At 73.6% G+C, this 12533-nt stretch carries 5 protein-coding genes; 2 read left to right on the plus strand and 3 right to left on the minus strand.

Annotated elements, in window-relative coordinates:
• Positions 1-5: 5 nt before the first annotated feature.
• The 3 genes from ACIQR3_RS00895 to ACIQR3_RS00905 all read right to left on the minus strand — a co-directional run bounded on the left by ACIQR3_RS00895 (position 6) and on the right by ACIQR3_RS00905 (position 7841).
• A complete protein-coding gene (locus tag ACIQR3_RS00895) occupies positions 6-3665 on the minus strand; it encodes a UvrD-helicase domain-containing protein (protein ID WP_403532492.1) in 3660 nt (1219 codons plus the stop codon).
• A gap of 91 nt (positions 3666-3756) precedes the next feature.
• Entirely contained in the window at positions 3757-7188 is a 3432-nt protein-coding gene (locus tag ACIQR3_RS00900) for an ATP-dependent helicase (RefSeq protein ID WP_403532494.1), read from the minus strand.
• Positions 7189-7454: 266 nt separating this feature from the next.
• Positions 7455-7841, minus strand: a complete 387-nt coding sequence (locus tag ACIQR3_RS00905) for an MGMT family protein (protein WP_403532496.1) — start codon at positions 7839-7841, stop codon at positions 7455-7457.
• Between the two features lie 198 nt (positions 7842-8039).
• Between ACIQR3_RS00905 and ACIQR3_RS00910 the strand changes: the two genes are divergently transcribed.
• Both ACIQR3_RS00910 and ACIQR3_RS00915 read left to right on the plus strand, forming a co-directional pair.
• A complete protein-coding gene (locus ACIQR3_RS00910; protein WP_403532498.1) occupies positions 8040-10787 on the plus strand; it encodes a lysylphosphatidylglycerol synthase domain-containing protein in 2748 nt (915 codons plus the stop codon).
• A gap of 64 nt (positions 10788-10851) precedes the next feature.
• Positions 10852-12402: an alpha/beta hydrolase gene (locus tag ACIQR3_RS00915; RefSeq protein WP_403532500.1), complete on the plus strand. Its 1551-nt coding sequence runs from the start codon at positions 10852-10854 to the stop codon at positions 12400-12402.
• Positions 12403-12533 lie beyond the last annotated feature (131 nt).

The following is a 12533-nucleotide window of genomic DNA, read 5'->3' on the forward strand; positions in this document are numbered from 1 at the left end:
CGAGCCTACTGGCCCGCACCGACACCCTGGTCGTGCGGTTCGTCACCGTACGCTCCGTCGAGCAGCAGCCGCTCCAGCGCGGCGCGGTCCGGGAGGCCGTCCGGGCGCACCACCTCGCCGGTGCGCACGTACAGGAACGCGGCCGTCACCGAGGTGAGCGGCACGCCCTGCTGCTCGGCCCAGGCCAGGCGGTACACGGCGAGCTGGAGCGGGTCCGCGGAATGGGTGCGGGACGTCTTCCAGTCGACGATCTCGTACGTGGCTCCGTCGCCGTCGCCCTGCTGGTAGACGGCGTCGATACGGCCCCGTACGACGCGGCCGGCGATCGCGAACTGGAAGGGGGCCTCGACTCGGTACGGGGTGCGGTGCGCGTACTCGGTGCGCTCGAAGGCCTCCTTGAGGGCGGCCAGGTCCTGTTCGCCGGTGATCTCGGCGTCGCCTCCGGGCAGTTCGTCGGGCTCCAGCAGAGGGAGGGTCAGCTCTTCGAAGCGGGACTCGACCCAGGCGTGGAAGCGGGTGCCGCGGCGGGCGGCGGGCCGGGGCGGCTGGGGCATGGGCCGGGCCAGCTCCTGGGCGAGGCCGTCGGGGTCGGCGGCCAGGCGCAGCAGCTGGGTGGCGGTGAGGGAAGCGGGCAGCGGCACCTCGGTGACGGCTTCCCGGGCGCGCAGCAGCTCGCCCGCGAGGGCGTCGAGATCGCGGTCCCAGGAGGCTACGGTGCGGGCTTCCTCCGGCGTGAGGAACGTCTCTCCGCGCGGGGCGTCGTCCTGGGGGTGGGGGCGGGGGGTGTGGGGGCCGGTGGACAGCTCGTGCGGCTCCAGGGGTGCGGCCTGGTGGGGGACGGTGGGGCCATCGGGTGTCCGGGGCTGCGCCTGCGGCGGCTGCCCGTCCAGGAAAGGGTCTTCGTCGTAGGGAGGCGTGTCGTAAGGGTCCTCGCCGTAGGGAGGCGTGTCGTAAGGGTCCTCGCCGTAGGGAGGCGTGTCGTAAGGGTCCTCGCCGTGAGGAGGCGCGTCGTGAAGAGGGGCGTCGTGAAGACGGGCGTCGTGAAGAGGCGCGTCGTGAAGAGGCGCGTCGTCCTCCGGTGGCGGTGGCCAGTCGGGGTCGTCGTAGGTGTCCGGGTCGTGGACGGCTGCGGGGCGGGCGTGGTCGGGGCCGTCTGCGGAGGCGAGCTGCTCCAGGTGGGCCAGGACCGTCTCGGCGGCCTTCCGGCGGCGGGCCAGGGCCGTCTCGTCCAGGGGCAGCGGCCATGCCTGGTCGGCGTCGGCCGCCCGGTGCAGGGCGGGGTTCTCCTCGTCCTCGGCGGGTTCGTCCGCCCAGGCCTCGATCTCGCCGTGTCCGGCCGCGCAGTGGTCGTACAGGGCCTGGAGGAAGCCGGACGGCCCCCGGGGCTTCTTCTGGGTGGGTCCCCACCAGTGGCCGGAGCCCAGGAGCAGGGAACGGGGGCGGGTGAAGGTGACGTAGCCGAGGCGGAGCTCCTCGGTGTGCTGGTGCTCCTTCATGGCCTCGTGGAAGTCCTTGAGCCCGCGCGAGTCCCAGGAGCCGACGTCGGGGAGGGTGTCGGCGTCGCCGCGCAGGCGGTGCGGGAGGACCTTGCCCTGGGCGGTCCACTTCTCGCGGCCCTGGGTGCTGGGGAAGGTGCCGGTGACCAGTCCGGGGACGGCGACGACGTCCCACTCCAGGCCCTTGGACTTGTGCGCGGTGAGCACCTTGACGGTGTTCTCGCCGCCGGGGAGGGCGTTGTCGAGTCCCTTCTCGTACTGGGCGGCGGTGCGCAGGAAGCCGAGGAAGGCGAGCAGGGACGCCTCGTTGTCCCCGGCGGCGAAGGACGCGGCGACGTCCAGGAAGTTGGAGAGGGTCTCGCGGCGGCGGGCGGCCAGCGCGTTCGGGGACGCCGACAGTTCGACCTCCAGGCCGGTGACGGCCAGGACCCGGTGCAGTACGTCCATCAGCGGGTCGGCGAGGGAGCGGCGCAGGTCGCGCAGTTCGGTGGCGAGGCGGGCGAACCGTACGCGCGCGTCCGGCGAGAACGGCAGTCCGTCGTCGTCCCCGCCGCCGTCCATCGGCGTCTCCAGGAACGTGTCCAGCGCGTCCGCGAGCGATATCACCTCGGACGGGTCGACGCCCTCGACGGCCTCCGCGAGCCGCCGGTCGGGGTCGTCGTCGCCCGCCACGCGCGCGTGGGCGACCAGGCGGCGGGCGCGGCGCCCCAGCAGGGCGAGGTCGCGCGGGCCGATGCGCCAGCGCGGGCCGGTGAGCAGCCGCACCAGGGAGGCGTTGGCGCCGGGGTCCTGGAGGACCTCGCAGACGGCGACCAGGTCGGCGACCTCGGGCAGGTGCAGCAGGCCGGAGAGGCCTACGACCTCGACGGGGACGTCGCGGGCCACCAGGGCGCCCTGGATCTCGGCGAAGTCGGTCGCCGTGCGGCACAGCACGGCGATCTCACCGGGCGCCGTACCGGTGCGTACCAGGTGGGCGATGGAGTCGGCGAGCCACACCAGTTCCTCGGCGTGGGTGGGCAGCAGGGCGCAGCGGACGGTGCCGTCGCGTTCGGCGCCGGGGGCCGGGCGGAGGGCCTCCACGCCCGCGTGCATGGCGCGCAGCGGGGTGGCGAGGCCGTTGGCGAGGTCGAGGAGGCGGCCGCCGCTGCGGCGGTTCTCGCTGAGCGACTGGCGGAGGGCGGGGCCTCCGTCGGCGCGGGCGAAGTGCTCGGGGAAGTCGTCGAGGTTGGCGACGGAGGCGCCGCGCCAGCCGTAGATGGCCTGGCAGGGGTCGCCGACGGCGGTGACGGGGTGGCCGGTGCCGCCGCCGAAGAGGCCCGCCAGCAGGACGCGCTGGGCCACCGAGGTGTCCTGGTACTCGTCCAGCAGCACGACCCGGAACTCCTCGCGCAGCAGCCGCCCCACCTCGGGCAGCTGGGCGAGCTGGGCGGACAGGGCGATCTGGTCGCCGAAGTCGAGGAGGTCGCGGTCGCGTTTGGCGGACCGGTAGCGGATCACCAGTTCGGCGAGTTCACGCCGGGCGGCGGCGGCCTCGGGGACCTTGCGCAGGTCGGCGTTGGTGAGCTTGGCGCCCTGGAGGCTCTCCAGGAGGTCCGCGTCCCAGGTGCGCAGCCGCTCGGGGCGTACGAGGTGCTCGGAGAGCTCGGAGTCGAGGGTGAGGAGGTCGCCGACCAGGTCGGGGAAGGAACGGGTCAGCGCCGGGTAGGACCCGGGGGCCTCGCGCAGCACCCGTGCGGCGAGCTGGTAGCGGGTGGCGTCGGCGAGCAGCCGGGAGGACGGTTCCAGGCCGATGCGCAGGCCGTGGTCGGCCAGCAGGCGGCCGGCGAAGGCGTGGTACGTGGAGATCACCGGCTCGCCCGGCGGATCGTCCGGGTCGATCACGTCGGGGTCGGTGACGCCGGCCTTGATCAGCGCCTTGCGGACGCGTTCGGCCAGCTCACCGGCGGCCTTGTTGGTGAAGGTGAGGCCGAGCACCTGTTCCGGGGCGACCTGGCCGGTGCCGACCAGCCAGACCACGCGCGCCGCCATCACCGTCGTCTTGCCGGAGCCGGCTCCGGCCACGATCACCTGCGGGGCGGGCGGCGCGGTGATGCAGGCCGTCTGCTCCGGGGTGAAGGGGATGCCGAGGAGCTCCTTGAGCTGCTCGGGATCGGTGATACGGGCGGGCATGTCGAAAGGCTAGCGGCGGCCACTGACAGCCGGGGCCGGACCGGCCACCCGAGACGGAAGAAGCGCAGGTCAGCGCCTGTGGTGCGATGGGTCACTCGACCACGTGCCGGCCCTCCGGGCGGGCGCTGCACGAGGCCCGGAAAGCGCAGTGCGCGCAGTGCTGGCCCGAGGCCGGCGTGAACCGTTCGTCGAGGACCTTGCCCGCGGCCGTGGCCAGCAGGTCGCCGACCCACTCGCCGTCCGGTCCGTCGAGCGGCTCCTGGGCCTGCACCTTGGGCAGCGTCTCGCCGCCGTCCCGCTTGGCGGCGCCCTGGCGGAGCTGGACCAGTTCGGCGCCGCCCGGTTCGGGGCGTACGCCGTCGAACGCCTCGTCGACGGCGCCCTCGCGGACGGCGAGCTGGTAGACGGCGAGCTGCGGGTGACGCGCCACCTCGGCGGAGCTGGGCGTCTGTTTGCCGGTCTTGAAGTCGACGACGTAGGCGCGGCCGTCGCCGTCGGCCTCCACGCGGTCCATCTGGCCGCGGATGCGCACCTCGTAGTCGCCCGCGGCGAGTGTGACGTCGAAGTCGTGCTCGCTGGCGACGGGCCTGCGCCCGGTGCGGTCCATGACGTGCCATTTGAGGAAGCGTTCGAGCGCCACGCGCGCGTGGGCCTTCTCCTGCTCCGACTTCCACGGCGCGTCGAAGGCGAGCGCGTTCCACACCGAGTCCAGGCGTGCCATGAGCACGTCGAGGTCGGCGGGGGTGTGCCCGGAGGCGACCTCGTCGGCGAGGACGTGCACCACGTTGCCGAAGCCCTGGGCGGCGGTCGCGGGGGCGTCGGCCTTCACCTCGCGGCCGAGGAACCACTGCAGCGCGCAGGTGTTCGCGAGCTGGTCGAGCGCGCTGCCGGAGAGCACGACGGGCTGGTCGCGGTCGCGCAGCGGCACCTTGGACTCGGTCGGCTCGAACATGCCCCACCAGCGGTAGGGGTGCGCGGAGGGCACCAGGGGGCGGCCCTCGTCGTCGCTGAGCGCGGCGAGGCGGGCCAGCCGGCGGGCGGCGGCCTCGCGCAGGGCGTCGGAGACGCGCGGGTCCACGGTCGTGGCGCGCAGCTCTGCGACCAGGGCGGCGACGGACAGGGGGCGCCGCGGGCGGCCCGTGACGTCCTTGGGTTCGATACCCAGCTCGGCCAGGAACCGGGAGGGCTGGTCCCCGTCGTCCGCCGGTGCCTTGACGGCCGTGACGACGAGGCGGTCACGCGCGCGTGTGGCGGCCACGTAGAACAGGCGGCGTTCCTCCGCGAGCAGCGCCCCGGGGGTGAGCGGCTCGGCGAGACCGTCGCGGCCGATCCGGTCCGCTTCCAGCAGGGAGCCGCGGCGGCGCAGGTCGGGCCAGAGCCCCTCCTGGACCCCGGCGACGACGACCAGTCGCCACTGGAGGCCCTTGGCGCGATGCGCGGTCATCAGGCGCACCGCGTCGGGGCGTACGGCACGCCGCGCGAGGGTGTCGGCGGCGATGTCCTCGGCCTCGACCTCCTCCAGGAAGTTCAGGGCGCCCCGGCCGCCGGTGCGCTCCTCGGCGCGCGCGGCGGTCGCGAACAGGGCGCATACGGCGTCCAGGTCGCGGTCGGCGTTGCGGCCGGCGGCGCCGCCGCGCCGGGCGGCCCGTTCCAGGCGTCCGGGCCACGGGGTGCCCGCCCACAGCTCCCACAGCGCCTCCTCGGCCGTACCGCCGCCCGCCAGGCGTTCCCGGGCCGTGCGGAGCAGCGCGCCCAGGCGTTGCGCGCCCCGCGCGTACGCCGGATCGTGCACGGCCAGGCGCTCCGGCTCAGCCAGGGCCCGGGCGAGCAGCTGGTCGGAGGGGGGCGGCAGCGCGTTGCCCGCGGCCCGCTCCTCCTCGCGCAGGGCGCGGCCGAGGCGGCGCAGATCGGCGGCGTCCATGCCGGCGAGGGGAGAGGTGAGCAGTGTGAGGGCGGTCTCGGTGTCGAGCCAGCCGCCGGCTTCCAGGGTGCCGGCGGGGTCGTCTGCCGCCGGTTCCGCTGCTTGGGCGGTCTCGGCGGCCTCAGCCGCCTCGGTCACCTCATCGGCCTCACCAGCCGCAGCCGCCAAAGGAGTCCCAGCGGCCCCACTGGCCCCGGAAGCCACCCCCGCCTCAGCCATAGCCACCGCCCGCAGTGCCGTCAGCAGCGGCGCCACCGCCGGCTCGTGGCGCAGGGGCAGGTCGTCGCCGTCCACGTCGACCGGGACGCCGGCCGAGGTGAGGGCGCGGCGGACCGCCGGGAGGGTGCGGGAGCCGGCGCGCACCAGGACGGCCATCTCGCTCCACGGGACGCCGTCCTCCAGATGCGCCCGGCGCAGGATGTCCGCGACGTTGTCCAGCTCCGTACCGGCGGTCGGGTACGTGTACACCTCGACCCGGCCACCGTCCCGTACCGGCGCGAGTTCGCGGTGGGCGCGCACCTGGTCGGCGGGGAGGCGGGTGAGCGGCATGCGCCGGGTCAGCAGCCGGGTGGCGGCCAGCAGGGCGGCTCCGGAGCGGCGGGAGGTGCGCAGCACCCGCACGGGCGCCGGGCGGCCGTCCGCGCGCGGGAAGGCGTGCGGGAAGTCGAGGATGCCGCCCACGTCCGCGCCGCGGAACGCGTAGATCGACTGGTCGGGGTCGCCGAAGGCCACCAGGGTGCGCCCGCCGCCCGCCAGGGCGTGCAGCAGCCGGATCTGGGCCGGATCGGTGTCCTGGTACTCGTCGACGTAGACGGCGTCGTACTGCCCGGCGAGCCACTCGGCGACCTCGCGGCGGCGGGCGAGGAGCACCGCGCGGTGGACGAGCTCCGCGTAGTCGAGGACGCCCTGGAGGTCGAGCACGTCGAGGTACTCGGCGAGGAAGACGGCGGCGGCCCGCCAGTCGGGGCGGCCGATGCGCCGGGCGAAGTCCGCCAGGGCGTCCGGGCCGAGCCCCAGCTCGCGGCTGCGGGCGAGCACCGCGCGGACCTCGTCGGCGAAGCCCCGGGTGGTCAGGCAGGCGCGCAGTTCGTCGGGCCAGCGCACATGGGCCAGTCCGCGCCGTTCGAGGTCGGCCTGGCCGGCCAGCAGCTCACGGACGGTCACGTCCTGCTCCGGGCCGGACAGCAGCCGCAGGGGCTCGGCGAACAGGTCGCTGTCCTGCTGGGCGCGGACGAGGGCGTAGCTGAAGGAGTGGAACGTGGTCGCGCGCGGGGCGCGCGCCGCGCCGGTGCGCCGGGCCATGCGGTCGCGCAGTTCTACGGCGGCCTTCCGGCTGAAGGTCAGCACGAGGATCCGCTCGGGGTCGGCGCCGCGGGCCACGCGGGCCGCGACGGACTCCACGAGCGTGGTCGTCTTGCCGGTGCCCGGGCCGGCGAGCACGAGCAGCGGACCGGTGCGGTGGTCAACCACGGCGCGTTGGGCGGCGTCCAGAAGAGGGGGATCCACGCGCGGCGGTGGGGTACGGACCAGTCGGTAAGCGCCACGGACCCCCTGTCGCCCCGCGGGGTGCGACGGGTGTCTGGTGGAGGAAGAGGAGCTCACGTGGTTCGCCGGTCCTGGTGGGTGTGCTGGTGGGACGACCGCCGCGTGGGACGGGCGGTGGACGCGGGGTGAACGGGACGCGCGCAGCCGACGCTACGCCGGCGCCCGGGCGGGAAGCAGGGCTTCCGCTTCTTCCCTCCCTTCACCCGCGGCGCAGGAGTCCTGCGCCCCTCGAACGTACGTCATTCCACGGACGTGCCCGTTCTGCCCCGATTCCCTCATACGGATCACCGGTCACCCCTCGGGGCGTCCGATGGCGGAAGCTTTCAGGTGTGACCCTGCGCGTGCTCGCCGCCGTCCCACCGCGCTCGCCGCATGTCGACGCGCGGCAGATGGCCCTCCGCGGCCCGGCCCGCCTCCTTCAGGGGCGTGCCCTCCTCCCGGTACCGGGAGAGCGCCTCCCGTTCATGGCCCGCCAGCAGGACTCCGTCGGCGCGGACCACGCGCCACCACGGCACTCCCACCCCATAGAGGGACATCACCCGGCCGACCTGCCGGGGACCGCCCTCCTCCAGCCATTCGGCGACGTCCCCGTAGGTCATGACGCGTCCCGGCGGGATCAGCTCGGTGACCTCGAGGACCCGCTCGGCGTACTCCGGCAGCGCGTCCGCGGGCTCTGGACGGACGCGGTCCGGAAGACTTCCCTCGCTCATCCGCCCCATACTGCCGCACCCCACCGACACCACGACGCGCTCGCGCGGCCGGTCCGCACCCCTCGCCCGGGGACGGCGCTTGCGGCAGACTGTGCGGCCCGCGCGTGCGCCCTGATCCACCCTGATGCCCCCATGTGTCGGTGCGGCATGCCACCATCGTGCGGGCGGTGACCAGTGATACGAGAGCAAGAAGAGACGATGAAGCAACAGGGTGTGCGGCCCGGCGGCACGCAGGGCTCCTCCGACGCTTCGTCGCGCCCCGGTGCCGCCGGCGGCAAGGGTGACACCGGGAGCACCGCACCGGACACCGACCCCGCGGACACGGCGCACATCGACGAGGTGGAGGGCGACGAACCGCTCCTCCCCGCGCGCGTGCACCGTCCCTCCGACCTCATGCGGCTCCTGGTGGGCGTGCTGGCGGTCGGCGTACTGCTCGCCGTCGCCGCGTTCGCCCACGGCACCACCTCGGGCCTCGAACAGGACATCAACAAGGGCACCGGCCAGGCGCCCGACCTGCTGATCAAGATCGCCGGCCTGGCCTCCAGCATCGCGATCCTGCTGGTCCCGGTCGCCTTCGCGATCGAGCGGCTGATCAAACGCGACGGGCTGCGGATCGCCGACGGCGTACTGGCCGCCGTACTCGCCCACGGCGTGACGCTCGCCACCGACCTGTGGGTCGCCAAAGCCGCCCCCGACTCGATCCAGGAAGCGCTCACCCAGCCCTCGCCGGGGGACATCCACGCCCTCACCGACCCGGTGCACGGCTATCTGGCGCCGGTCATCGCGTACATGACGGCGGTCGGCATGTCCCGCAGACCGCGGTGGCGCGCCGTGCTGTGGATCGTGCTGCTGCTGGACGCGTTCTCCATGCTCGTCACCGGCTACACGACGCCGTTCTCGATCATCCTGACCGTGCTGATCGGCTGGACCGTGGCCTACGGGACGCTGTACGCGGTCGGCTCGCCCAACGTCCGGCCCACCGGGCGGACGCTCATGGCGGGCCTGATGACGGTCGGTTTCCGCCCGGTGACCGCCTCGCGCGAGGAAGTGCCGGCCGACACCCTGGAGACCGGTGACCGCGGCCGGCGCTACTTCGTCACCCTGGAGGACGGCCCCCCGCTGGACGTCACGGTGGTCGACCGCGAACAGCAGGCGCAGGGGTTCTTCTACCGCGCGTGGCGCAACCTGACGCTGCGCGGCTTCGCCACCCGCAGCAGCCTCCAGTCACTGCGCCAGGCGCTGGAGCAGGAGGCACTGCTGGCCTACGCGGCGATCGCGGCCGGCGCCAACGCGCCCAAGCTGATCGCCACCTCGGAACTGGGACCCGACGCGGTGATGCTGGTCTACGAGCACACCGGCGGCCGCTCCCTCGACTCGCTGCCGGACGAGGACATCACCGACGACCTGCTGCGCGACACCTGGGAGCAGGTACGGGCGCTGCAGTCCCGGCGGATCGCGCACCGCAGGCTGGTGGGTGACTCGATCCTGGTGGATCGTTCCGGCACGGTGAGCATCACGGACCTGCGCACCGGCGAGATCGCCGCGGGCGACCTGCTGCTGCGCATGGACGTCTCCCAGCTGCTGGTGACGCTCGGACTACGGGTGGGGGCCGAGCGAGCGGTGGCCTCCGCGGTGGATGTCCTCGGCCCGGACACGGTGGCGGACTGTCTGCCGATGCTGCAGCCGATCGCGCTGAGCCGCTCCACGCGCGCGACACTGCGCAGACTCGCCCGGGAACGGTCCCAGCGCGAACGCGAGGCCGTCCTGGAGGCGTCCCGGCAGGCCAAGCAGGCCCGGGTGGAGGCCGCGGCCGGCGACGGCTCCGGCGCCACGGCCGTCCGGGTCGACAAGCCCGGCAAACCGGACAAGAAGAGTGAGCGTGCGGAGCAGCGGGCCGAGAAGCGGGCCCTCGACGAGGCCATGGACGAGGCGCGCGAGGAGGACCTGCTCACCCAGATCCGGCACCAGGTACTGCGGATCAGGCCGCAGGCCCCGGTCGAGCCGGCCCGCCTGGAACGGGTCCGGCCGCGCACGCTGATCAGCTTCATCGCCGGCGCGATCGGCGCGTACTTCCTGCTGACACAGCTCACCCACATCGAATTCGGACCGCTGATCAGCAACGCCGAGTGGGGCTGGGTCATCGCGGCCGTGCTGTTCTCGGCGGCGAGCTACGTCGCGGCGGCGATGTCCCTCCTGGGGTTCGTGCCGGAGCGGGTGCCGTTCCTGCGGACCGTGGCCGCGCAGGTCGCCGGGTCCTTCGTGAAGATCATTGCGCCCGCAGCGGTCGGCGGCGTCGCCCTGAACACCCGCTTCCTCCAGCGCGCCGGGGTGCGCCCCGGGCTCGCGGTGGCGAGCGTCGGCGCGTCGCAGCTGTTCGGGCTCGGCTGTCACATCCTGATGCTGCTGTCCTTCGGCTATCTGACCGGCACCGAGAAGACGCCCTCCCTGTCACCGTCCCGGACGGTCATCGCGGGTCTGCTGACGGTGGCGGTCCTGGTGCTGGTGGTCACCTCCGTGCCCTTCCTGCGGAAATTCGTCGTCACGCGCGTGCGGTCGCTCTTCGCCGGTGTCGTGCCGCGCATGCTCGACGTGCTGCAGCGCCCGCAGAAGCTGGTCACCGGCATCGGCGGCATGCTGCTGCTCACGGCCTGCTTCGTGATGTGCCTGGACGCCTCGATCCGCGCGTTCGGCGACGAGACGGCGTCGATCAGCCTGGCCAGCGTCGCCGTCGTCTTCCTCGCGGGAAACGCGCTGGGTTCCGCCGCTCCGACCCCCGGCGGGGTGGGCGCGGTGGAGGCGACCCTGACCCTCGGTCTGATCGCCGTGGGCCTGCCCAAGGAGGTCGCCGCACCGGCGGTGCTCCTCTACCGGCTGCTCACCTTGTGGCTGCCGGTGCTGCCGGGCTGGCTGGCCTTCAACCACCTGACCAGGAAACAGGCGCTGTAGCACGCCGTACCTCGTACGGCCCGCGCCCCGAGCGTCCCGTCCCGCGTGCCCGCACGATGGGGACATGCCGAATCCCGCCCGGCTGCGTGCCGCCGCCCCCGCCGCCACCGTCGTCGTGCTGTCCTCCCTGCTGGCCGGCTGCGGTGACAGCGCGGCGGACGGGAACGGGGACGTGACACGGCAGAAGCTCTCCTGGCGGGACTGCCCGGCGCCGTCCCAGGCGCAGGGCGGCGGCGCCGCGCCCTCTCCCCTGCCGGACGGCGGCACCTGGCAGTGCGCCACGATGCGGGCCCCGCTCGACTGGGACGACCCCGACGGCGACACCATCGGCATCGCGCTGATCCGGGCCAGGGCCAGCGGCGCCGCCGACCGGCGGATCGGGTCGCTGATCTTCAACTTCGGCGGCCCGGGCGGATCGGGCGTCACCACGCTGCCCGCCTTCGGCGACGACTACGCCAAGCTGCGCACCCGCTACGACCTGGTCAGTTTCGACCCGCGCGGCGTCGGCCGCAGCGCCCCCGTGGAGTGCCTGGACGACCAGCGGCTCGACGCCTACTTCCAGCAGGACGCCACCCCCGACGACGCCGCCGAGCGCACGGCACTGGTCGACAACACCGAGGAGTTCAACGCGGCCTGCGAGAAGAACTCCAAGAAGATGCTTCCGCACGTCACCACCACCGACGCCGCCCGCGACATGGACCTGATGCGCCAGGTCCTGGGCGACGACAAGCTGCACTACTTCGGCATCTCCTACGGCACCGAACTCGGCGGCGTCTACGCCCACCTGTTCCCGAAGAAGGTGGGCCGCGCCGTCTTCGACGCCGTCGTCGACCCGACGCAGGACTCGGAACAGGGCTCGCTGGGCCAGGCCAAGGGCTTCCAGCGAGCCCTCGACAACTACGCCGAGAACTGTGTCTCCCAGACCGAGGACTGCCCCGTCGGCGACACCGCCGAGGACGTCAAGAACCGCATCGCGGCCCTGCTGAAGAAGCTCGACCGCGAGCCGATCCCCGGCATCTCCCCCCGTGAACTCACCCAGACCGCCGCGACCAGCGGCATCGCGCAGTCCCTGTACTCGAAGGATCTCTGGGAGTACCTCACGGAGGGCCTGGAGCAGGCGTACGACGGTGACGGCAGGATCCTGATGGCGCTCGCGGACGCTTTGAACGGACGCGGCGAGAACGGCGAGTACAGCAACATCACCGCGGCCAACGTCGCCATCAACTGCGCCGACGACAAGCCGCGCTACGACGCCGCGTACGTGCGGAAGAAGCTGCCGGAGTTCCGCGCCGCCTCGCCCCTGTTCGGCGACTATCTCGCCTGGTCCATGGTCAGCTGCACCGACTGGGCGGTGGCCGGCGCCGCCGACCACCCCGACGTCAGCGCCCCCGGCGCCCCGCCGATCCTGGTCGTCGGCAACACCGGTGACCCGGCCACGCCGTACGAGGGCGCGGGCAGGATGGTGGACGCCCTGGGCTCGGACGTCGGTGTGGAGCTGACCTACGAGGGCCAGGGCCACGGCGCCTACGACAGCAAGAACGCCTGCGTGCGCGAGGCGGTCGACGGATATCTGCTCGACGGACGGACACCGAAGGCCGGGACGGTCTGCTCCTGACTTCTCCGCACCACCCCGGCATCGAGCGAATCAGCAGGTCAAAGCGTTATCCACAGGCCCCAGCGGTCATCGTGCGCCCGCCCTACCATGGCATGACAGCCATCCGCCGTTCGGCGCGGACGGCCGGTCTG

The organism is Streptomyces sp. NPDC090994 (assembly GCF_044768905.1).
Taxonomy (GTDB): Bacteria; Actinomycetota; Actinomycetes; order Streptomycetales; family Streptomycetaceae; genus Streptomyces.